15 protein-coding genes are annotated in these 23,433 nt (G+C 40.8%); 13 read left to right on the top strand and 2 right to left on the bottom strand.

Annotation, left to right across the window (positions count from 1 at the left end):
* Positions 1–1,006: 1,006 nt before the first annotated feature.
* Both MWU82_RS19725 and MWU82_RS19730 read left to right on the top strand, forming a co-directional pair.
* Positions 1,007–2,269 (top strand): sialidase family protein, encoded by a 1,263-nt coding sequence (locus MWU82_RS19725; protein ID WP_247097663.1) that lies wholly within the window; start codon positions 1,007–1,009, stop codon positions 2,267–2,269.
* Between the two features lie 52 nt (positions 2,270–2,321).
* On the top strand, positions 2,322–3,485 hold the full coding sequence (locus MWU82_RS19730; protein ID WP_247097664.1) for a sialidase family protein: 1,164 nt from the start codon (positions 2,322–2,324) through the stop codon (positions 3,483–3,485).
* Positions 3,486–3,592: 107 nt separating this feature from the next.
* On the opposite strand, the gene MWU82_RS19735 is transcribed toward MWU82_RS19730, so the two are convergent.
* Positions 3,593–5,950, bottom strand: coding sequence for an alpha-L-fucosidase (locus MWU82_RS19735; RefSeq protein WP_247097665.1), 2,358 nt, complete (start codon positions 5,948–5,950; stop codon positions 3,593–3,595).
* 575 nt (positions 5,951–6,525) lie between these two features.
* Between MWU82_RS19735 and rimP the strand changes: the two genes are divergently transcribed.
* Genes rimP through infB form a run of 3 tightly spaced genes read left to right on the top strand, consistent with a single transcriptional unit; the run spans position 6,526 to position 11,108 of the window.
* On the top strand, positions 6,526–6,987 hold the full coding sequence (gene rimP, locus MWU82_RS19740) for a ribosome assembly cofactor RimP (protein ID WP_215950144.1): 462 nt from the start codon (positions 6,526–6,528) through the stop codon (positions 6,985–6,987).
* A gap of 13 nt (positions 6,988–7,000) precedes the next feature.
* Positions 7,001–8,233: a transcription termination factor NusA gene (gene nusA, locus MWU82_RS19745; protein WP_031442384.1), complete on the top strand. Its 1,233-nt coding sequence runs from the start codon at positions 7,001–7,003 to the stop codon at positions 8,231–8,233.
* A gap of 43 nt (positions 8,234–8,276) precedes the next feature.
* Complete coding sequence (infB, locus tag MWU82_RS19750; RefSeq protein WP_215950145.1) at positions 8,277–11,108, top strand: translation initiation factor IF-2; 2,832 nt, start codon at positions 8,277–8,279, stop codon at positions 11,106–11,108.
* A gap of 46 nt (positions 11,109–11,154) precedes the next feature.
* Here the strand turns inward: infB and MWU82_RS19755 are convergent, their stop codons facing one another.
* On the bottom strand, positions 11,155–11,526 hold the full coding sequence (locus MWU82_RS19755; RefSeq protein ID WP_072862846.1) for an SPOR domain-containing protein: 372 nt from the start codon (positions 11,524–11,526) through the stop codon (positions 11,155–11,157).
* Between the two features lie 229 nt (positions 11,527–11,755).
* On the opposite strand from MWU82_RS19755, the gene MWU82_RS19760 reads away from it, so the two are divergent.
* From MWU82_RS19760 to MWU82_RS19795, 8 genes are read left to right on the top strand one after another with little or no spacing between them, the layout of a single operon-like run.
* Positions 11,756–13,084 (top strand): c-type cytochrome, encoded by a 1,329-nt coding sequence (locus tag MWU82_RS19760; RefSeq protein ID WP_215950146.1) that lies wholly within the window; start codon positions 11,756–11,758, stop codon positions 13,082–13,084.
* Between the two features lie 35 nt (positions 13,085–13,119).
* On the top strand, positions 13,120–16,239 hold the full coding sequence (locus MWU82_RS19765; RefSeq protein ID WP_247097666.1) for a TAT-variant-translocated molybdopterin oxidoreductase: 3,120 nt from the start codon (positions 13,120–13,122) through the stop codon (positions 16,237–16,239).
* Positions 16,240–16,272: 33 nt separating this feature from the next.
* The gene (gene nrfD / locus MWU82_RS19770) at positions 16,273–18,021 is read left to right on the top strand and encodes an NrfD/PsrC family molybdoenzyme membrane anchor subunit (protein WP_215950148.1); all 1,749 of its coding nucleotides are present in this window, start codon (positions 16,273–16,275) and stop codon (positions 18,019–18,021) included.
* Positions 18,022–18,023: 2 nt separating this feature from the next.
* Positions 18,024–18,545 (top strand): DUF3341 domain-containing protein, encoded by a 522-nt coding sequence (locus MWU82_RS19775; RefSeq protein WP_215950149.1) that lies wholly within the window; start codon positions 18,024–18,026, stop codon positions 18,543–18,545.
* Positions 18,546–18,556: 11 nt separating this feature from the next.
* Complete coding sequence (locus tag MWU82_RS19780; RefSeq protein ID WP_215950150.1) at positions 18,557–19,117, top strand: cytochrome c; 561 nt, start codon at positions 18,557–18,559, stop codon at positions 19,115–19,117.
* 18 nt (positions 19,118–19,135) lie between these two features.
* A complete protein-coding gene (locus tag MWU82_RS19785) occupies positions 19,136–20,449 on the top strand; it encodes a quinol:cytochrome C oxidoreductase (RefSeq protein ID WP_215950151.1) in 1,314 nt (437 codons plus the stop codon).
* Between the two features lie 34 nt (positions 20,450–20,483).
* Complete coding sequence (locus MWU82_RS19790) at positions 20,484–21,542, top strand: cytochrome c oxidase subunit II (protein ID WP_247097667.1); 1,059 nt, start codon at positions 20,484–20,486, stop codon at positions 21,540–21,542.
* 43 nt (positions 21,543–21,585) lie between these two features.
* Positions 21,586–23,406 carry a cbb3-type cytochrome c oxidase subunit I gene (locus MWU82_RS19795; protein ID WP_247097668.1) on the top strand — a complete coding sequence of 607 codons (1,821 nt, stop codon included), beginning with the start codon at positions 21,586–21,588 and terminating at the stop codon, positions 23,404–23,406.
* Positions 23,407–23,433: the final 27 nt, after the last annotated feature.

Consider the following 23,433-nt stretch of genomic DNA (forward strand, 5'->3'; position numbering starts at 1 on the left):
AACAAGGATAACTCAGTGCCTTTATTCATCAATGTAATTTAAAGTGCAAAGAAATAAATTATTCACTTCAGACCCAAGTTTTGTTCTTGATCCGAGAAAAGACCCTTCTTCACTAGGTGGCCCCTAAAATCTTGGGATTTTATGGACCGCTTCCATGGCCTAAATCATCTCCAAGGCTTCAATAATTCTTAACGGCCATGACATCTCCACTACGGAAGAAGACCAACCAGACCATAGGCTTTGAAGACAATGTTCAATAGCATTAAATTAATGATAATGATTTATCTACATTATTTAGGTTTACGGAACATAGGAACGGCCTATTTTCAATTTCGTTTTAAATCAAGCGGTTTCCGCGTTGGGTGTTGGTAGCCGTCCAAAGAGCATTTCACCCAAGTGAAAGCGGTCTGGACGGTGCGGCCGTGGAAAGTGCGTAGATTTAAAGAAATTTAAAATCACCCTAGCGTTTTTTGGTTCGTTTTTTGGGCGATGCAAAAAATGAACAGAACACAAACTCTGGGCAAGTCTATCCTATCTTTTTCTAATTCATACACAACTTTTAGGATTGATCCTTGATTTTTGTAAAGATTATTATTTGCATAAATATTCAAATACTAGAAATTTGGCATAATCCCAACTTCTCTTTCAGTAAGACAGTAACATTTTATAATCCACAAACCATGGCGATTTTTTTAAATCGTATTCTTGTTACTGACAGCTTTTCCGTAGAAAATTGTTGGTTGGATATTTTTTTTGTTCGGCATCAACAACATTTGCATTGTTATAAGTTTATAAAAGGCATACATCTAATTTCCAAAAAAAATTCGATGAAAGTTGGTATATGGAGTGTTTCATATTATATTCCCACTTTTATTCAAAAATAATAAAAGAGATACTTCCATAAAATTTGCTTAATCGTTTAAATAAGGAATGTTGTTTTTCCTATTGGCGCCAACAAGTTGTTGTATCAAAAAAAAGCGACCGAATTAATAAAGAGAGTACTAATATGAGTTTACGCAATTTTTCAAGGCTTGGTGTTTATCTATGCCTAACTATAATTTGTTTTTCCACAACCAGTTCACTTGCTCAGAAACATAAAAGAGAACAGCTTGCCAGTGCAAGCAAATCGCCATCTGATTTTAATCCTGAATTTGAGAAGGTCAAGTCTAGGGTGAGTTATGTTCCGGGCGTTAAGGTGATCAGAGGGGAAACCCATGTGATTGTTCCCGAACAAGAATTTTTCTGCCCTGCCGGCAGTGTTTTTAAATTCAATAATGGGGATATTCAGGTTTTTGACAGGCGTTCCAGTGATGGTAGAAAGACTTGGCTCCAGGTAGCCCATATTCTAGAAAATTCTACCTACCAGTACCCTGATCCGGATGGGGAAGTAGTCATGTTTCAATCGGATAATCAGGCGGGAGGTTCGACTAGCGCGGGAAGACCGGAAATCTCTTTGCAAAAGACCGATGAAGAAGGAGTTTTGGAAGCTAATTTTTTTCGTTCAAAGGATAATGGATTAACTAGGGTAAGTGATCCTGCAAGAGTTTATCTGCCTGAAAGATTTAAGGATTGGTCGGGGGTTTTATGCCGCAATATTGTTGGGCTTGATGATGGCAGTCTGCTTATGAGTATGTATCTCAGAAGTGGAGTCAAGAATACCCTTGAAAATAAATTTCGAGACATTGTCCTAAAATCCTCGGATAGAGGTAAGACTTGGTATTATCTATCAACAGTGGCCTTTGATATGTCTGAAGATAATAGGGGAGAAGGTTTTAATGAAGCATCCCTGTTAGTTCTTCCCGATGGTAAAATCAACTGCTTTATGAGGTCGGGTGCAAGTTACCAAGCTTCATTGGGTAGCTTTAATAACAACGATTGGGATAATAAAATGCCTTTCAGTTTTGGGCAACAAACACCTATTTATAAGTCGGTATCTGTTGATGGTGGTAAAAACTGGAGTATTCCGGATCCCATAACTTCCCATGGTGTTTGGCCAGATGCAACTCTAATGAAAAATGGGATTACGGCCTTGACTTATGGTAGGCCTGGCAATTGGATAATGTTTAATGAAGGGGAGAGTGATACCTGGGGCCCAATTATTCCATTCTACAACGATCTTTATCCTCCGGATTGCGGAAATTATGTTTCAGCGACGGAAGTAGCCCCGGACATTTTGCTGGTAGTGTATTCCCGTACCAACCCAAACGATCATTGGAAAAGTGAAATTGTGGGTACGTATTTTAATGTTAAGGCAATGACGGAAAAGTAACTATAACGCCTTGGCTACTATTTAAATTTTTGATTTATAAAAACTAAAAAGTATGATGAATTTAAAAGCTTGCTACCTGTTACTTATAGCCACAATGTTGCATAATTTGTGTTTAGGCCAAAGGGATAAAACCTTCCTTGATCCGCCCAAATTAATAAAGAATCCATCATCCGTGGAGTATTATTCACCCGAAAACAGAAAATTTAGTGGTATTTCTAGACTCGCTGTTAGCCCTAAAGGGCGAATGTGGGCAACATGGTATTCCGGAATAACGCCAGGGGAAGATGCTAATAATTATGTAGTTGTTTCTACTAGTGGAGATAATGGGCAGACCTGGGAAGAAGTACTTGTGATAGATTCTGATAAAAAGGGTCCTGTTAGGGCTTTTGATCCAGAAATATGGATTGATCCTGCAGGTAAACTCTGGATTTTTTGGTCTCTATCAATTCATAAGGAGATGGATAAACATTACGATGGCATTAATACTGGTGTTTGGGTTTTGACTATTGATGATGCAGAAGAAAGTAATCCAACTTGGCCCACCCCTAAACGAATTGTTGATGGTATTATGATGTGTAAGCCAATCGTATTATCTACAGGTGAATGGGTTTTACCAGTTTCAACATGGCAAATAAACGATGGCGCAAAAGCAGTTGTATCAGTTGATCATGGGCAAAGCTGGCAAGTACGGGGAGCTGTTAACGTTCCAGAATTGGCGCGCAATGCTGATGAACACATGATCGTTGAAAGAAAGGATGGAACATTATGGATGCTTGTTCGAACCAAATATGGGATAGGGGAAAGTGTTTCAGAGGACCAGGGGTATTCATGGACCCCACTAATACCTTCCAAAATTCAACATCCAACGGCTAGATTCTTTATTTATCGACTTAATTCTGGAAATCTTTTGCTAGTAAAACATGGGCCAATTGATATGAAAATTGGACGATCTCACCTCATGGCTTTTATATCTAAAGATGATGGATTTACCTGGTCCGATGGATTATTGCTGGACCAAAGAAAAGATGTTTCCTACCCAGATGGTCAACAAACGGCTGATGGGACTATTTATATTACTTATGATTATAAGCGCAGAAGTGATCAAAAGATTTATCTTACCAGTTTCTCGGAGGATGATATAGAGTTGGGCTCGGATAGAACAATTTTAGAGGTGTATAAACGAAGGATGCTTATAAGTCAAGGTGGCGCAAAATAATCCATTAATTGGAGCTATAAGGGTGCATATTCAGCCATAAAATGGATAGATGCGACTTAAGTCCCTTATTTCCATCCGGTTTTCTAAATTGATTCTAATTTTACAGTTTATTTTTCCGAAAAATAAACTGTAAAATTATTAATAAACATCCTATCATCTTCCCCATCCAAAGTAAGTCGAAGTTTAGTGGATTTGGTAGCAGGGAAAGTTTGAATGCGCTTCCTGCCTATACTTTGGCCTTCTGCAATAGTTTTCCATACCTTATCAAGATACGCTTCAACTTTATAGGCATTGATGTGTTGGCCATGTTGTATATCTTCCTCCAATACCAATAGATTTACTTTTTGCTTTTTGTGAAAATCAATAACAAGGTGGTTATTGGGTTGATCAACTATTGAGGAGGTACTGCCCAAAGGTGTTGCAAAAGTCTCTTCCAGCGTTTTGCCAAAATCGGATAATCGCTTCACTTCGGCATTTGGAATAAGGCCAGTGGTGTCCGGTGTCATATTAACAAGGAGGTTGGCGCCTCTTCCGATGGATTCAAAATATACCTTCTTTAAGAAAGGAATATCCCGCAATGTTTTGTCCGAATCCGGTGTCCAAAACCAGGTACTTCTGGTATGAAGGTTGGCCTCTGCAGGGATCCATCCGGCATTTTGCGGGCCCACCCACATTTCCAGCCCTTCTCCTGGTCTTACAATATTTTCTAAGGGATATGCGGCCCATCCTTGTTCACTTCCTGACCATCTTACATCCGGTTTTGTGCCTCCCATTATTACGGCATCGGGCTGTAAATGCTTTACCATGGAGTGTATAGCATCTCCATAGGCAGTTCCAAGAGGTTGCATGGTTTTAGGGTCCATTACATCCCATCCAAAGGGATCGTAGGCGCCATCGAACCATAGGTATGATATCTCACCATAGTTGGTCAGTAGTTCTCTTAGTTGTTCCATAAATACAGGAAAGTACCTGTGGATATCCCCTACAATTTTTCTTTCACCCTGTGGATCTGGTGTACTGCTGCATCCAAAATGCTTATCGCCTCCTGAAACATATAGGCCAATTTCGATATCATATTTCCGACAAGCCTTGACAAATTCAGCAACAACATCGCCTTTGCCCTTTTTCCAAGGTGATTTTTTTATGGAATAATCCGTAGTTTCGGTTGGCCACAGGCAATAGCCATTATGATGTTTTGCTGTTAAAACTATATGCTTGGCGCCAAAGGATTTGGCAGTTCTCACCCATTGCTCGGCATCCAATTGGGAAGGGTTAAAAACATCGGCAGCGGGTACGGACATCATATCGGATTCAATATAGGCTGCAGGGCCATAATGAATAAATGCGCCTAATTGTCTTTCCTGAAATGCAAGTTGTTGAGGGGAGGGTTTATTGGTTGCCTCAAATGTGGGGTTTTTTCCATTCATTGTTTGTTCCTGAGGAGCGGTAAGAACAGGTGTCCAACTGCCTTTGTGTTCCGGCGGTGCTTCTATGTTCTTTTCGCTATCCTCGAAAAAATGCTCGAACAATTGCTTAGGGGTTCCTTCATAAGTGGCCCATTGCAGATCACCGGCAATTTGTTGATTTCCTCCTGTGAAATACAGAATAGTTTTGTCCCTAAAATAACACAGTTCCACGTCAGAAGCATTGTTTTCACTGATTTTGGGGTCGGTCAAAGGCATGTTAAAGTGGGTTGGGTCAAAAGTAACGAAAGGCCTGTCTTTGGGTGCATCCTCCCATTGGACCAAATCTTTTGAGCGTGTAATATGTGTTTCCCATGATTTGTTAAGTGCCTCAAGGTAGAGGGTGTAATACCAGCCCCCTTCATAGTATAAAGCAGGACCACCTACATATTTGTGGGTTCCATAAATGGCATCTGGAATTTCCTTCCAGTTAATCAGGTCCGTCGATTCCAAATATCGGAGCGTAAAAGGTTTCCACTTGGGGTCATTGGTCTCGTAAAGCATGATAAACTTATCCTTTCCCCTGCATACCGCGGTGTTGAAAAAGAACTCTTTCCCCGAGGCCCTAAAGACAGTTCGGGGCTTTGTCCAACTTTTCAAATCTTTTGAACTGGTCATGGTGATCTCTGTCATCTGTCGCCAGGGCTTTCCATTTCCGTAATTTCCGGCGAAAACATAGACGGTGTCCTTCCAGGTCAATACTGTTCCGAAACCATGATTTTTTAAAGGGACAGAAATTAGTTTCCCCGATTCGAGGTCCCTTATTCGTATTTCATCTTTATGAAAATAATCTCCCGGTTTGGCCCCTTCCACATCCCAGAAGTATTGGTTGTTCTCCAAGAGGTATAATTTATTTTGGAAAACAAAGGGAGAGGTCTCAACTAATGGGGAGTTGAGCCGACCTTGTTTTTTTATTGGATTTTCAAAAGGCGTTTGCGCAAGAACGTTGCAACTAATGAGGCACGCCATTAAAAAGTTGAACAGTTTGGTAGAATTGATCATTGGATACTTATCTGGTTTGGAAGTCTAAAAATATGGTGAATCCTTATGAATGACTACTTGATTTTACCCAATGTATGATGGTAATTTAGCAGAACATCAAGAATTGGGTCGAAAAAGGGAGGTTGCCAATGAATTTGTCTTGGTCGGATTTGGATGGACTTGTAAATTCTGATCGATTTTATCTTTGCATTTTTTTATGCTATTTGCAATACACAATACAAAAGTGCGTGAAATGAAAATTTTAGTGAAAAGGCCAGGTATCAAGGTAAAGGATCAACCTGAAATGTAGGTGTAGTGGTTTTGTTAAAGTTATTGAAATTAGAGGAAAGACGCCGAATATGGAGCGGGAATTTCCCGTATCTTTTTTAGAATAAATAACTTAGATTATTGTAGAATCTAAAAATTATGTATATTTGCCGTGCTGAAAGAATATAAAGTATTCATGAGGGGACATTTTGTCCCCTCTTTTATTACTATACTTTGATTAAACGGCACGGTAAGAAAACAGCTTTACGTTATGTTCTGGAGCAGGTAGATTTCAGATTTAGAGCAGATGTTTAATAAAACCGAAGTATATGTTGAAGGATAAAGTTACTGCACTTTTAGAGGAAGCGTTAAAGGAGAATCAATCACTTTTTTTATTGGATTTTTCAATATCCGCAGATAATAAAATAAAGATAACCTTGGACGGTGACCATGGTGTTACCTTGCAGGATTGCATGAATGTTAGTAGGGCCATAGAACACAATTTGGACCGGGAGGAAGAGGATTTTTCCTTGGAAGTAGCTTCTGCGGGAGCGGCTTCTCCGATTAAGTTGCCTAGGCAGTACACAAAAAATATAGGTAGAAAGCTTGAAGTCAAGACCCAGGATGGGGAATTTGAAGGCAAGTTAACAGAGGCATCAGGGGATAGTATTACCCTGGAGTGGAAAGATAGGGAACCCAAACCCATTGGAAAAGGGAAAATTACGGTTCAGAAAAAGCAGCAAATTGCAATTTCTGATATTAAGGAAGCTAAAGTTGTATTAAAATTTTAATTGTAGTTCAAAAATGGAAAATATTGCGCTAATCGAATCTTTTTCGGAATTTAAAGATGATAAATTCATAGATAGGGTAACGCTAATGGCGATTTTGGAGGATGTTTTTAGGAATGCGTTAAAGAAGAAGTTTGGTTCCGATGACAATTTCGATATCATTATAAACCCGGACAAAGGGGATTTGGAGATTTGGAGAAACAGGGTTGTGGTTGAAGACGGGGAAGTAGAAGATCCAAACGAAGAGATATCGCTTTCTGCAGCCAGAAAAATTGAGCCTGATTTTGAGGTGGGTGAAGATGTGTCCGAGGAAGTAAAATTGATAGATCTTGGAAGAAGGGCTATTTTGGCCTTAAGGCAAAATCTTATTTCGAAGATTCACGAGCACGATAATACCACGATCTACAAGCAATTTAAGGATCTTGAAGGTGAGATTTATACCGCAGAGGTACATCATATTAGACATAAGGCCATTATTCTTTTGGATGATGAGGGGAATGAGATCATTTTACCAAAGGATAAGCAGATCCCGTCCGATTTCTTTAGGAAGGGGGATAATGTGCGTGGAATAATAGAGAGTGTTGAACTTAAGGGCAACAAGCCTACTATAATTATGAGCAGAAGCTCTCCTTTGTTTTTGGAGCAATTGTTCTTCCAGGAAATCCCTGAAGTTTTCGATGGTCTAATAACCATTAAAAAGGCGGTTAGAATACCAGGGGAAAAGGCAAAAGTGGCAGTAGATTCCTATGATGATCGTATTGATCCGGTAGGTGCCTGTGTGGGAATGAAAGGATCCAGGATCCATGGAATTGTCCGTGAATTGGGCAATGAAAATATAGACGTAATAAACTGGACCAGTAACCCACAGTTGTTGGTTACCAGGGCTTTGAGCCCTGCCAGGGTGTCTTCAGTGAAATTGAACGACGAGAAAATGACCGCTCAGGTGTATCTTAGGCCAGAGGAAGTTTCCAAGGCTATTGGTAGAGGGGGTCACAATATTCGATTGGCAGGACAATTAACTGGTTATGAGATCGATGTGTTCCGTGAAGGTGTTGAAGAAGATGTTGAGCTTACCGAGTTCTCCGATGAAATAGAAGCATGGATCATTGAGGAATTCAAGAAAATAGGTATGGATACTGCCAGAAGTGTTTTGGAACAAGATGTGGATGATTTGGTAAAAAGAACCGATTTGGAAGAGGAAACAATTTTGGAAGTTGTGCGAATTCTTAAGGAAGAATTAGAAGATTAAACTATATATTAGCAGTAAATTACAAGAATAGGAATTTTTTTTTATGGCGGATAATGCAACGATAAGGCTTAATAAAGTCCTAAGAGAACTTAATATTTCATTGGACCGTGCGGTAGACTATCTCGCGTCCAAAGGGCATGATATAGATGCACGGCCTACCACTAAAATATCCAATGAGGTGTATCAAGTTCTATTGGACGAGTTCCAAACGGACATGAGCAAGAAAGTTGCGTCCAAAGAGGTGGGTGAAGAAAAGAGGAAGGAAAAAGAAGCTATAAGATTACAACTGGAGCAAGAGCAGGAAGAGAAAAAGCTTGCAAGGGAAAAGAGGGCCGAGAAAGATAATATTATCAAAGGTCGAGTGGAACTTGCTGGTCCAAAAACTGTCGGAAAGATAGATTTGGATGCGGGCAAAAAACCAGCGCCTGTCGAACCGGTTAAAGCGGAAGAGGCGGCTCCTGAAAAAGCACCGGAAAAAGCTCCTGAAAAAGTAGAGGAAAAGACTCCTGAAATAGTAGCCAAGGAAGAGCCTAAGGTAGAAGTTCCAGAGAAAGTGGAAGTTTCTGAGGCTAAGAAGGAAGAAGTGGCTCCAAAACCTGAAACCGTTAAACCAGAAGAGGTTAAAGAGGTTAAGGCGGTGAAGGAAGAGAAGAAGGAAGAGAAGAAGGATGAGGCTCCTGCGGAACAGGATGCTTCGGGGGAAAATGAGGTCATTGCTACCAAGTATCAAAAACTAAGTGGCCCAAAAATTATGGGGGACAAAATAGACCTCACAAAATTTGAAAAGCCCAAAAAGAAAAAAGAAGCACCAAAACCTGGTGATGCTTCCGATAGGAAAAAAAGAAGGAAGCGTATTGTTTCCAAACCTGGTACTGACTCTACGAGCAGACCGCCAGCGGCAAAAGGAAGAGGTCCTGTTGTAAGGAGGGCTCCCGGTCAGCGTTTTGTGTCAAATGCCAAGGTAGAACCTACCGAGGAAGATGTACAGAAACAAGTGAGGGAAACCTTGGAGAAACTTCAAGGTAAATCCAAAAAAGGGAAAGGTGCCAAGTATAGACGGGATAAGCGGGATCAGCACCGTCAACAAACTGAAAAGGACCTGGAGCAACAGGAACTGGAAAGTAAAATATTAAAGGTTACGGAATTTGTTACCGCCAGTGAGGTGGCTACCATGATGGATGTGCCTACTACTAAAATTATATCTGCATGTATGTCCCTTGGAATCATGGTAACCATGAACCAGCGATTGGATGCGGAGACTTTGTCTATTGTGGCCGATGAATTTGGTTATGAGGTAGAATTTGTAACCGCCGACTTGGAAGAGAGTATTGTGGAGGAAGTGGATTCTCCGGAAGATTTGAAGCCAAGAGCTCCGATTGTTACAGTAATGGGACACGTGGATCACGGTAAGACTTCATTGCTGGATTATATAAGAAAGGAAAATGTAATTGCCGGAGAAAGCGGAGGGATCACCCAGCACATTGGTGCTTACGGGGTAACTTTGGAAAATGGTCAAATGATATCCTTCTTGGATACTCCCGGTCACGAGGCGTTTACCGCAATGCGTGCACGTGGTGCACAAGTTACGGATATAGCTATTATTGTGGTTGCGGCGGATGATGATATTATGCCACAGACCAAGGAAGCCATAAGCCATGCGCAAGCAGCGGGTGTTCCTATAATTTTTGCAATCAATAAAATTGATAAGCCTACTGCCAACCCTGAAAAGATTAAGGACGGTCTAGCCCAAATGAACCTATTGGTGGAAGATTGGGGTGGTAAGATACAGTCCCATGATATTTCGGCCAAAACAGGGCTTGGGGTTAAGGAGTTGTTGGAAAAAGTACTTTTGGAAGCTGAACTTCTGGAACTGAAGGCCAATCCTAATAAGTTGGCTTCAGGTACCGTAGTGGAAGCCTTTTTGGATAAGGGTAGAGGATATGTATCAACTATACTTGTTCAGGCGGGTACTTTGAAAATAGGTGATTACGTCTTGGCCGGAACTTGCAGTGGTAAGGTAAAGGCTATGCACGATGAACGAGGCAATAGTATTAAGGAAGTAGGGCCGTCAAGACCAATATCTATATTGGGATTGGACGGGGCTCCTCAAGCAGGGGATAAGTTCAACGTTCTGGAAGATGAACGTGAAGCTAGGCAAATTGCTACCAAGAGATCCCAATTGTTGCGTGAGCAATCGGTTAGGACACAAAGACATATTACTTTGGATGAGATTGGACGACGTATTGCGTTGGGCGACTTTAAAGAATTGAACATAATCCTTAAAGGGGATGTGGATGGTTCCGTGGAGGCCTTGACAGATTCGTTCCAGAAATTGTCTACAGACGAAATACAGGTTAATATTATCCATAAAGCGGTTGGTCCAATTACGGAATCGGACGTATTGTTGGCTTCTGCCTCTGATGCGGTTATCATTGGATTTAATGTGAGACCTATGGGCAATGCCAGACAGGTGGCCGAGAAAGAAGAAATAGATATTAGAATGTACTCTATTATTTATGATGCCATCAATGATCTTAAGGATGCTATGGAGGGTATGTTGTCGCCTGAAATGAAAGAAGAGATTACAGGAACGGCGGAAATTCGTGAAACCTTTAAAATATCCAAAGTGGGTACCATTGCAGGTTGCATGGTGACCAGTGGTAAGATCTTTAGAAATTCAAGTATTAGATTAATCAGGGACGGTGTGGTTATCTACACGGGAGAGTTATCTTCACTGAAGAGGTTTAAGGACGATGTTAAAGAGGTGTCCAAAGGTTATGACTGTGGATTGCAGGTTAAAAATTATAATGATATTCAGGAGTTGGATATCGTGGAAGCATTCCAGGAAGTGGCTGTTAAGAAGAAATTGAAATAGCCGGATATTCCTTATATAAAAAGTAAACTATAAAAGAAAAAGCGACCTAATTGGTCGCTTTTTCTGGTTTTAAGAGCATGGCACTCGGATATTTTTGCCTTACTTCTATAAGTTTTCGCTCCCCTTCCAATTGGGTCTTAAATCTTCCTATCCTAACCCTGTAGCTCGGGGATTCAAAATCTATTTTTGTGGGCCAATCGGGGAAATCCTTATCTACATTGGCCTTCAGGGTTTCTGCTTCCTGAAAGGAGCCAAATCCAACCTGAATTCTATAATGGCTGCTGTTTTCATTCACAGATTTGTAGATTCCAAGTAGGTTTGTGATCTTTTCGTCTTGCTGAATGTTGATATTGCCCTGTTGTCCGTGGCAATAAAATACGGAACAGGCTAAAATAAGGGTAAAAGAAATGGTTTTCATAGGGTATTTATGTTATGAAATTTAGACAGTACAAATGTAAATTATTCAGAATCAATCAAAAGATTTTATTTTTATTTAGAATTGGTATAAATTATAAATTATCAATACCTTAACATTTCCCAAATAAAGTCTAATGCGTATTTTTGCCATCAATTTGAGCATGGTCAAACTATTTGTTATTGTGAATGTATAAATATCATGCCAAACTTTCGATAGAAATATTTTTAATATGAAAAAGGTTCCATACCGCAATCTAATTTCTAAAGTTTTAGGTGTCAGTCTGGTAGTAGTATTACTGCTTTCAAATTCCCTTCTTGCTCAAGAATCTGCTGTGGCTTCATCGGGTGAAGGTGATGCTGCTAAGGGTAAACAGTTGTTTAACCAGAATTGTGCCGCGTGTCACGCTTTGAACAAAAAGATGACAGGTCCGGCCTTGGCGGGAGTCACTGAAAAGTATGATAAGGAGTGGCTTTATCAGTGGGTAAAGAACAGTCCTGCAATGATCAAAGCCGGGGATGCCGACGCCTTGAAAATTTACAATGAGTACAATCAGGCGGCAATGACACCTTTCCCGTTATTGTCCAATCAGGATATTGATGATATCCTGGCTTACACCGATGCTCCTCCTGTAGTAGCTGTGGCTCCTGTTGCAGTTGCCGATGGTGCGCAAGGTGGTGGAGGTTCCTCCGGTATTTCCAATGAGATTATATTGGGTGCACTGGCCTTGGTTTTTGCCCTGTTGGTGATGATGTTGGTTTTGGTAAACAAAACCTTAAGACGTATTGCGGAGGCCAACGGAGTGGTTTTGGAGAAGGAGTTGGCGGAGAAGAGGTTGCCAATTTGGAAGGCATTTGCCCAAAATCAATTTTTGGTTCTAGTGTTTTCTATTTTTCTTTTATTGAGTGCTGCCTATTTTGCATATGGTTGGATGATGCAGGTTGGTGTTGATCAGGGGTATGCTCCTATTCAACCTATTCATTATTCCCATAAAATTCACGCTGGAGATAATGCCATAGAATGTAAATATTGTCACTCTTCTGCTAGGGTTTCCAAAACTTCTGGAATACCATCCCTAAATGTATGTATGAACTGTCATAAGTCCATTTATGAATACAAAGGAAATCCAGAGGGTCCAAGTCAGGAAGATTTGGCAAATGGGTATACCAATGAATTCTATACTGGTGAAATCAAGAAATTGTACAAGGCAGTAGGATGGGATGAGGAAAATCAAAAATATACTGGAGAATCCAAGCCGGTAGAATGGGTTAGAATCCATAATCTTCCAGACTTTGCTTACTTCAACCACTCCCAGCACGTTTCTGTTGCGGGTATTGAGTGTCAGACTTGTCATGGTCCTGTTGAGGAAATGGAAATTATGTATCAATATTCCCCGCTGACCATGGGATGGTGTATAAACTGTCACCGTGAAACAAATGTTAAGGTAGAGGGTAATGAGTATTATGAAAAGATTCATGCTGAACTTTCCCAAAAATATGGGGTAGATAAACTTACGGCCGCTCAGATGGGTGGATTGGAATGTGGTAAGTGTCACTATTAATCAAACTAACTAGAAGATAATTTCAGATATATAATATGTCATCAAACAAAAAATACTGGAAAAGCGAGGCGGAATTAAACCCCAACGATTCCATTGTTGAGACGCTAAGACAAAATGAATTTGTTCAAGAGATTCCTGTAGATGATTTCTTGGGTGATAAGGAGACATTGGCGGCATCTTCGACCAACAGAAGGGATTTTCTTAAGTACGTCGGATTTAGTACGGCTGCGGCTTCATTGGCAGCATGTGAGGGTCCGGTGACCAAATCTATTCCTTATGTGGTGAAACCGGACAATATTATTCCCGGGGTGGCCAATTTTTACGCCACTACCATTGCGAATGGTTTTGATTTTGCCAGTATTTTGGTGAAAACCCGCGAGGGTAGACCAATTAAGATAGAAAATAATACCGATGCAAAAATTGGCGGTAGTGCCAATGCGCGTGTTCAGGCTTCTGTATTGTCATTGTATGATAGTACTCGTTTGCAAGGGCCTACCTTTAATGGGGAGCCTATTGCTTGGAGCGATTTGGATGCAGCGGTAAAATCCAAATTGGGGTCTTTAAAAAATTCAACTAAAAAAATCGCGATATTATCGCAAACATATGCAAGTCCTTCTACTTTTAGATTGATTGCTGAATTCAAGGAAGCATACGTAAATGTGGATCATGTTACTTATGATGCCATATCCGAGGATGCTGCGCTTTCTGCTTTTGAAGCCAAATACGGTGAAAGGGCGTTGGCGGATTACAATTTTGAGAATGCCGAAATCATTGTTTCCTTCGGTGCCGATTTCTTAGGGGACTGGCAAGGTGGAGGATATGATAGCGGATATTCAAAGGGTAGGGTTCCTAAAAATGGAAAAATGTCCAAGCATGTGCAGTTCGAGGCCAATATGTCCTTGACCGGTGCCAATGCTGATAAAAGGGTTCCTTTGACTCCATCCGAGCAAAAAGTGGCCTTGGCCTATTTCTACGGAAAACTTAATGGCACTGCCGGTAGCGGTAATCTTCCTGAAAGTGCAAAAGCTGCATTGGATGCAGTGGCGGCCCAGGTGCTTAAGAATAAATCAAATGCCGTTGTTGTTACTGGAATAGAGGATGTTAATGCCCAGTCGGTTGTTTTGGCCATTAATGAAATGTTGGGAAGTAAGGCGTTCGATGCTGCAGCTCCCAAGTATGTAAGGCAAGGTAATATTAAGGCGGTTAATGCCTTGTTGTCCGATTTAAAAGCTGGCAAAGTAGGAGCTTTGTTTTTGGACGGGGTTAACCCGGCATACTCGTTACCAAATGCCGCAGATTTTGCGGAAGGGATCAAGAATGTTGATTTAACAGTGGCCTTCTCCACCAATAGAAATGAGACTACAGAATTGGTGCAGTACGTAGGTGCTTCAAACCATTATTTGGAATCTTGGGGCGATGCCCAATTAAAGAAAGGGCATTATAGCCTAATGCAGCCTACCATAAAGGAGTTGTTCGATACTAGACAGATCCAAACGGCTATGTTGCAATGGTTGGATAGTGATAAAACTTATTACGATTATATAAAAGAAACTTGGAACGCTGGAATATTGGCGGGTAGTGACTGGAGTCAGGCATTGCACGACGGTGTTTTTGTTGCTTCTCCGGTAATGGATGAAGCTGTTGTTGCGGCTGCTGCCCCTAGTGTAGCGGAAGAAGCGGAAATGACAGCGGAGGTTCCTTTGGCTTCTGCAATCAGAAGTTTATCCGGTGCTACGGCAGAAGGTATGGAGCTTACCTTGTATTCCAAAGTTGGGATGGGTGACGGACAGCAGGCAAGTAACCCTTGGTTGCAAGAGTTCCCTGATCCTATAACCAGAGTTTCTTGGGATAACTATGTAACCGTTTCCAAAGCTGATGCGGAGAAATTGGCCTTGGTCAATGAAAATGTGGCCGATGGTGGTTTAAACGGTAGTTATGTAAAACTTACTGTTGATGGTGTTTCTGTTGATGGTGTTCCTGTAATTGTACAGCCAGGTCAGGCACCAGGTTCTTTGGGACTTTCTTTTGGATACGGGAAAACTGTGGGAATGAAAAGTGAAATGCAAACAGGGGTGAATGCCTATGCATTGTATAAGGACTTTTCCAACACCCAATCGGTAAGCATAGAAAAGTCTTCTGGGATGCATGAGTTTGCTTGTGTGCAATTGCATAAGACGTTAATGGGTAGGGGAGATATTATTAAGGAAACTACCTTAGAGATATTTAATACAAAAGATGCCAAGGAATGGAATGTTGTTCCTGTAGTATCATTGGATCATCAGGAAGTTCCTGCTACTTCGGTAGATTTGTGGGATAGTTTTGACCGATCTATAGGACATCACTTCAACTTGTCCATAGATTTGAATGCCTGTACTGGTTGTGGTGCTTGTGTTATAGCATGTCATGCTGAAAACAACGTACCGGTCGTAGGAAAGGCTGAAGTAAGAAAATCTAGGGATATGCACTGGTTGCGTATCGATAGGTACTACAGCTCGGAAGAGACTTTTGCGCAGGATGATACCAAGAAAGAAGAATTCGATGGCCTGTTCGGGGATAAGGGGTCCTTGGGTGGATTTGGTGAAATGGAAGATCCATCAGCCAATCCTCAAGTGGCATTCCAGCCTGTAATGTGCCAGCATTGTAACCATGCACCATGTGAGACAGTTTGTCCTGTAGCGGCAACTTCACACGGACGTCAGGGTCAAAATCATATGGCTTATAACAGATGTGTTGGAACTAGGTACTGTGCCAACAACTGTCCATATAAAGTGAGGCGATTCAACTGGTTCTTGTACAATGAGAACGATGAGTTTGATTACCACATGAACAATGACCTAGGTAAGATGGTCATCAATCCAGATGTTACCGTTAGGTCTAGAGGTGTTATGGAAAAATGCTCTATGTGTATCCAAAAAACCCAGAAGACAATTTTGGATGCCAAACGGGATGGCCGTGTTGTAAAGGATGGGGAGTTTCAAACCGCCTGTTCTGCAGCCTGTAGCAATGGTGCAATGAAGTTTGGGGATGTAAATGATGCCGAGAGTGAAATTGTAAAATTAAAGGAAAGTAACCGCATGTATCACTTGTTGGAGCATGTTGGGACTAAACCAAATGTTTTTTATCACGTGAAAGTGAGGAATACGAACGAAGCTTAATCAAATTAAAGGAACGTAACTATATATTAAATTATGGCGTCGCATTACGAAGCACCTATACGAAAACCCTTAGTTCTTGGAGATAAAGGATACCACGATGTAACCGTGGACATTGCAGCTCCGGTTGAAGGGAAAGCCAATAAGCATTGGTGGATTGTATTTTCCATTGCATTAGCGGCATTCCTATGGGGTGTTGGCTGTATAATTTACACGGTATCTACGGGTATCGGTACATGGGGATTAAATAAAACAGTAGGCTGGGCCTGGGATATTACCAACTTCGTTTGGTGGGTAGGTATTGGTCATGCTGGAACCTTGATCTCTGCGGTACTATTACTGTTTAGACAGAAATGGAGAATGGCTATTAACCGTTCTGCGGAGGCGATGACCATTTTCTCGGTTGTTCAGGCGGGATTGTTTCCTATTATCCACATGGGTCGTCCATGGTTGGCTTATTGGGTATTGCCTATCCCTAACCAGTTTGGATCGCTTTGGGTAAACTTTAATTCGCCATTGCTTTGGGATGTGTTCGCAATCTCAACCTACCTTTCGGTATCTCTGGTATTCTGGTGGACAGGTTTGCTGCCGGATTTTGCTATGATACGTGATAGGGCGGTGAGGCCTTTCCAGAAGAAGATATACAGTTTAATAAGTTTTGGATGGACGGGTCGCGCCAAGGATTGGCAGCGTTTTGAGGAGGTTTCCTTGGTTTTGGCAGGTTTGGCCACGCCTTTGGTACTTTCTGTGCATACCATTGTATCCTTTGACTTTGCCACGTCGGTAATACCAGGATGGCATACCACCATCTTTCCTCCATACTTCGTTGCGGGGGCTATTTTCTCTGGTTTCGCCATGGTGAACACCTTGTTGATCATCATGAGAAAAGTATGTCATTTAGAGGCGTATATTACTGTACAGCATATAGAATTGATGAACATAGTAATTATGTTGACCGGTTCCATTGTAGGTTGTGCCTATATTACGGAGTTGTTTATGGCTTGGTATTCCGGTGTTGAGTACGAGCAGTATGCATTCTTGAACAGGGCTACCGGTCCTTACTGGTGGGCTTATTGGGCAATGATGACCTGTAATGTGTTCTCTCCACAATTCATGTGGTTCAAGAAACTTAGGACAAGTATCATGTTCTCTTTCTTTATTTCTATTGTGGTAAACATAGGGATGTGGTTTGAGCGTTTTGTAATTATCGTAACATCATTGCATAGGGATTACCTTCCGTCTTCATGGACAATGTTCTCCCCAACATTTGTAGATATAGGAATATTCATCGGAACCATAGGATTCTTCTTTGTACTGTTCTTATTGTACGCTAGAACTTTCCCGGTTATTGCTCAGGCAGAGGTGAAGTCTATTTTAAAATCCTCTGGAGAGAAGTATAAGAAATTGAGGGATGCGGGCAAGCCTTTGTACGAGATATCCAAAAGTAAAATAGTTGTAAAGGAAAAGGAGCCTATCACTGATGATGTGTTGATGGGGGAAGTTGTTCCAAAGGCTGGTGATAAAGTAGGAGTTTCTGAACTTTTGGGAACTATAGGTACATTTGATCCTACCAAGGAGACCGCGGATGATCTTAAGAAGATCAAGGGTATTGGGCCTCAAATGGAAGCTACCTTGAATCAAATAGGAATATACACATTCGCACAGGTTGGTCGTATGACAGATAAGGAATATGATCTATTGGATTCTATTACGGAGTCGTTCCCTGGTAGGGCACAAAGAGACGATTGGGCAGGACAAGCAAAGATTTTAAATAATAAGAAATAATTATGGCGTCGAAAGTTATACATGCTTTTTATAATGATGACGATGTGCTAATGCATGCTGTTAAAAAGGTAAAAGCGGCAAAGCATCATATTGAAGAAGTTTATTGTCCTTTTCCGGTGCATGGTTTGGACAAAGCAATGGGGCTTGCTCCAACTAGGATTGCAATAACGTCCTTTTTGTATGGTTGTGTTGGTCTTACAGTGGCAATTGTAATGATGAATTACATTATGATCCAGGATTGGCCACAGGATATTGGGGGTAAACCCAGTTTTAGCTATTTGGAGAACATGCCGGCTTTTGTGCCTATTATGTTTGAGTTGACGGTATTTTTCGCGGCGCATTTAATGGTAATTACTTTTTATCTTAGAAGTAGGTTATGGCCTTTTAAAGAAGCTGAAAATCCTGATGTAAGAACAACAGATGATCATTTTTTAATGGAAATCGAAATTCATGACAACGAGCAGGAATTGAAGGATTTGTTGATGGATACGGGAGCAGTCGAAATTAATATTACAGAAAAGTAGTCATAGATATTATGAACAGTTTTAGCAAAATAGGAGTCTTGTTTGGTTTGGTATTATTAGTTGCTTCTTGTGCAAACACGAATAGCAGAAACTATCAATACATGCCCAATATGTATGAGTCCGTAGGTTATGAGACCTATCAGAAAGTGGATTTTCTTCCAGATGGGATGGAAGCTGGACTTCCGGCCGAAAATACCGTAGCAAGGGGATGGATACCTTACGGAATTGAAAATACCATGGAAGGAAAGGAATTGGCAAGACTTAACCCAAGTCCGTTGGATTCTCTAAATCAAGAGGCCAATCTAGCTGTGGGTAAAGAATTATATACAATTTATTGTGCAATTTGTCACGGAGATAAAGGAGACGGACAAGGTAACTTGGTGAAAAGGGAAAAGATATTGGGTGTCCCCAGCTATGCTGATGTAGCCAGGAACATTACAGTTGGAACTTCATATCATGCCATCTACTACGGATTGAATTCTATGGGATCCTATGCAGGGCAATTGGATACTGAAGAGCGTTGGAAGGTTGCTGAATACGTAATGAAATTGAAACAAGATTTAACAAAATAAGACCTAGATATTAGCAATATGTACACTTTTTCAAATAGATTAAAAATTGCTTCCTTCATTTTAATGGCTGTAGGCGTTTTGGGAATTGGTATCGGTTTTATGGCTGCGCCAAGCACTGTAGAGGAGGCAAAGGCAATTGTTGCCGGACACGGAGACGGTCATGGGGATGCCCATGCGGTTGCGGAAGGTCATGGTGAGGAAATGGGGCACGGGGATGCACATGATGCATCTCATGACGAACATTTATTGCACCAATTGCAGAACAAACCATGGGCAGCATTATATGTGGCAGCTTTCTTCTTTTTTATGATAGCTTTGGGAGTTCTGGCTTTTTACGCTATTCAACGAGCAGCACAGGCTGGTTGGTCGCCATTGCTTTTCAGGGTAATGGAGGGAATTACGGCATATCTGGTACCAGGTGGTATCATTGTATTTGTAATATTGGCCTTGTCGGTAGCCCATATGAATCATTTGTTCGTATGGATGGATCCTGAGGTGGTTGCGCATGACGCACTTTTGCAAGGGAAGGCAGGTTTTCTTAATGGTACTTTTTTCTTGATCAGGGCAGCAGTCTTCTTGGGAGGCTGGATCTTATATAGGGAGTATTCCCGTAAATTGTCCTTGGCTCAGGATGAGTCCAACGATGACTCCAATTTTAAGTTGAATTTTAGAATTTCAGCGGCATTTTTGGTATTTTATTTAATATCTGAGTCCATGATGTCTTGGGATTGGATCATGAGTGTGGATCCACATTGGTTCAGCACCTTGTTCGGATGGTATATTTTTGCGAGTATGTTTGTGTCCGGGATTACCGTTATTGCAATGGTAACCATTTACCTTAAGTCTAGAGGGTATTTGCCGGATGTTAATGATAGTCATATTCATGATTTGGCTAAATTCATGTTCGGGATCAGTATTTTCTGGACCTATTTATGGTTCTCCCAATTTATGCTGATTTGGTATTCCAATATTCCTGAAGAAGTAACGTATTATGTTACCAGGATAGCGGATTTCAATCTGCCATTTTTTGGAATGGTGGCCATGAACTTTTTGTTCCCGGTACTTTTGCTTATGAACAGTGATTACAAAAGGGTTAATTGGTTTGTTATTATGACAGGGATAGTAATTTTGGCCGGACACTATTTGGATATTTTTAACGCCATAATGCCAGCTACCGTTGGGGATCAGTGGTTCATTGGAATCCCTGAGATTGGGTCCATATTGTTCTTTGCAGGATTGTTTATCTTTTTTGTATTCAGGGCATTGACCAAGGCTCCGTTGCAGCCAAAGCGCAATCCATTTATAGAAGAGAGTAAGCATTTTCATTATTAGTATTTAGTATATAAGTATAATTTCAAATCATACGATGACTCCATTATTGACCATAGTTGTTTTAGTATTAGTGGCAATTGCAATCTGGCAAATGACCAAGATATTCGAATTGTCACAAATTAGAGCTAGCAATTCCCAAGTAGCCAGTGAAACGGATAATAAATACAATGGGTATTTGATGTTCGCTTTTTTGATTTTCCTTTATGGAATTACCATTTTTAGCTTTTGGAAATATAGCAAGGTGCTTTTGCCCGAAGCTGCTTCCGAGCATGGTGGTGGTTACGATTCTTTAATGTTGTTGTCTTTTGTTATTATCTTTATAGTGCAAACTTTGACACAGTTTTTGTTGCACTATTTTGCTTATAAGTATAGGGGAGATAGGGAAAGAAAGGCATTGTTCTTTGCGGATAACGACCGTTTGGAATTCATATGGACCATTATTCCGGTTATCGTTTTGGCAGGATTAATTTTGTGGGGATTATATGCATGGACCAATATTATGGATATCAATGATGAGGATGATCCTCTTACCATTGAATTATATGCCCAACAATTTAGTTGGACTGCAAGATATGCAGGTAATGATAACGTTTTGGGTGATGCCAACGTTAGAATGATCGATATTGACAATGCAAATGTTTTGGGGTTGGATAACTCGGATCCTAATGCGGCCGATGATATTATTGTTAAGGAATTGCATTTGCCAGTAGGGCGCAAGGTTAATTTTAAAATGCGTTCCCAAGATGTGTTGCATTCGGCTTATATGCCGCACTTTAGGGCTCAGATGAACTGTGTGCCGGGTATGATAACTCAATTTTCTTTTACTCCAACCATTACCACAGCAGAAATGAGACAAAATCCTGATGTTGTGGATAAGGTAAAGCGAATTAATGGAATCAGGGCTGAAAAGGCCGCCAAAGGAATGGACAATTCCGATCCTTGGGAATTTGATTATATCTTGTTGTGTAATAAGATATGTGGGAAATCCCATTATAATATGCAAATGAAAATTATTGTTGAAACTGAGGAGGAATATAATGCTTGGATAGCAAGTCAGCAGACTTTTGGTAAGTCAATGGCTTCGGCACAATAATTTAGTCTTTAAAATAACTTTATAAAAATTTAAAAATAGAACTATGTCTGTAACAGCTCACGCACACGTAGAAGACCATTCAGATGACCACGGACATCATCACAAAGAAACTTTTGTGACGAAGTATATTTTTAGTCAAGATCATAAAATGATTTCCAAGCAGTATTTAATTACTGGACTTATTATGGGATTCATTGGTATTTTGATGTCACTATTGTTTAGAATGCAATTGGCATGGCCAGGAGAATCTTTTGCAATTTTTGAATTTATTTTGGGCAAATGGGCGCCTGGAGGGGTAATGGATGCTGATGTTTACTTGGCATTGGTAACCATTCATGGTACTATCATGGTATTCTTTGTTTTAACGGCAGGGTTAAGTGGTACCTTCAGTAACTTATTGATTCCACTTCAAATTGGAGCTCGTGATATGGCATCAGGGTTTCTGAACATGGTTTCATATTGGCTATTCTTTTTGTCCTCTGTAATTATGCTTTCTTCCTTGTTTTTAGAGGCAGGACCGGCTGCTGCTGGATGGACGGTGTACCCACCACTTAGTGCGTTGCCTATGGCACAACCTGGTTCAGGTATGGGTATGACACTCTGGTTGGTAGCAATGGCTATATTTATTGCATCTTCCTTATTGGGGTCATTGAACTATATTGTTACGGTAATTAATCTAAGGACCAAGGGAATGTCCATGACCAGACTTCCTCTGACTATATGGGCTTTCTTTGTTACGGCTATTATTGGGGTTGTTTCTTTCCCGGTACTTTTGTCCGCTGCCTTACTTTTAATAATGGATAGAAGCTTTGGTACTTCCTTCTTCTTATCCGATATTTTTATTCAAGGTGAGGTATTGCATTATCAAGGTGGCTCTCCAGTATTGTACGAGCATTTATTCTGGTTTTTAGGACACCCTGAGGTGTATATCGTAATCTTGCCTGCAATGGGTATGGTATCCGAAATTATGGCGGTAAACGCCCGTAAACCAATATTTGGTTACAGAGCTATGATTGCCTCTATCTTGGCAATTGCATTCTTGTCCACTATTGTTTGGGGTCACCATATGTTTATTTCAGGTATGAACCCATTCTTAGGTTCTGTTTTCACCTTTACGACATTATTGATCGCTATACCATCTGCGGTGAAGGCATTTAACTGGATTACTACTTTATGGAAAGGTAACCTGCAATTGAATCCTGGAATGCTATTTTCCATAGGTATGGTTTCAACTTTTATTTCTGGTGGATTAACCGGAATTATTCTTGGGGACAGTACCTTGGATATTAATGTGCACGATACTTATTTTGTTATTGCCCACTTCCACTTGGTAATGGGTATATCAGCGCTTTACGGATTGTTTGCCGGTGTTTACCACTGGTTCCCTAAGATGTTCGGTAAAATGATGGACAAGAACTTGGGTTATGTGCATTTTTGGATTACGGCTGTCTGTTCTTATGGTGTTTTCTTCCCAATGCACTTTGTTGGAATGGCCGGGGTACCACGTAGGTACTACGAGAATACAGCTTTTCCAATGTTTGATGATTTGACCGATATCCAGGTATTAATGACGGTGTTTGCACTTATTGCAGCTGGAGCTCAATTAATATTCGCCTTCAATTTTATTAGAAGTATTTTCTACGGAAGTAAAGCCGTTCAAAATCCATGGAAATCAACTAGCTTGGAATGGACTACACCAGTAGAGCATATTCACGGCAACTGGCCTGGAGCTATTCCAGAAGTACATAGATGGCCATATGATTATAGCAAAACCTATGAAAACGGGGAGTATATAATTCCAGGACAGGATTATGTGCCTCAAACCATGCCGCTCTATGAGGGTGAGGAGGAGATGCAGCATTAACGATTGGAAATCAACAAATTTTAAAAG

The organism is Arenibacter sp. S6351L (genome assembly GCF_023016025.1).
Lineage (GTDB): Bacteria > Bacteroidota > Bacteroidia > Flavobacteriales > Flavobacteriaceae > Arenibacter > Arenibacter algicola_B.

Bases quoted from the DNA above. Each gene is read 5' to 3' on its own strand.
- MWU82_RS19790 (WP_247097667.1), top strand. From the start codon at position 20,484: ATGACTCCATTATTGACCATAGTTGTTTTAGTATTAGTGGCAATTGCA.
- nrfD (WP_215950148.1), top strand. From the start codon at position 16,273: ATGGCGTCGCATTACGAAGCACCTATACGAAAACCCTTAGTTCTTGGA.
- MWU82_RS19775 (WP_215950149.1), top strand. From the start codon at position 18,024: ATGGCGTCGAAAGTTATACATGCTTTTTATAATGATGACGATGTGCTA.
- MWU82_RS19725 (WP_247097663.1), top strand. From the start codon at position 1,007: ATGAGTTTACGCAATTTTTCAAGGCTTGGTGTTTATCTATGCCTAACT.
- MWU82_RS19785 (WP_215950151.1), top strand. From the start codon at position 19,136: ATGTACACTTTTTCAAATAGATTAAAAATTGCTTCCTTCATTTTAATG.
- rimP (WP_215950144.1), top strand. From the start codon at position 6,526: ATGTTGAAGGATAAAGTTACTGCACTTTTAGAGGAAGCGTTAAAGGAG.
- infB (WP_215950145.1), top strand. From the start codon at position 8,277: ATGGCGGATAATGCAACGATAAGGCTTAATAAAGTCCTAAGAGAACTT.
- MWU82_RS19795 (WP_247097668.1), top strand. From the start codon at position 21,586: ATGTCTGTAACAGCTCACGCACACGTAGAAGACCATTCAGATGACCAC.
- MWU82_RS19735 (WP_247097665.1), bottom strand. From the start codon at position 5,950: ATGATCAATTCTACCAAACTGTTCAACTTTTTAATGGCGTGCCTCATT.
- MWU82_RS19780 (WP_215950150.1), top strand. From the start codon at position 18,557: ATGAACAGTTTTAGCAAAATAGGAGTCTTGTTTGGTTTGGTATTATTA.
- MWU82_RS19765 (WP_247097666.1), top strand. From the start codon at position 13,120: ATGTCATCAAACAAAAAATACTGGAAAAGCGAGGCGGAATTAAACCCC.
- MWU82_RS19730 (WP_247097664.1), top strand. From the start codon at position 2,322: ATGATGAATTTAAAAGCTTGCTACCTGTTACTTATAGCCACAATGTTG.
- MWU82_RS19760 (WP_215950146.1), top strand. From the start codon at position 11,756: ATGAAAAAGGTTCCATACCGCAATCTAATTTCTAAAGTTTTAGGTGTC.
- MWU82_RS19755 (WP_072862846.1), bottom strand. From the start codon at position 11,526: ATGAAAACCATTTCTTTTACCCTTATTTTAGCCTGTTCCGTATTTTAT.
- nusA (WP_031442384.1), top strand. From the start codon at position 7,001: ATGGAAAATATTGCGCTAATCGAATCTTTTTCGGAATTTAAAGATGAT.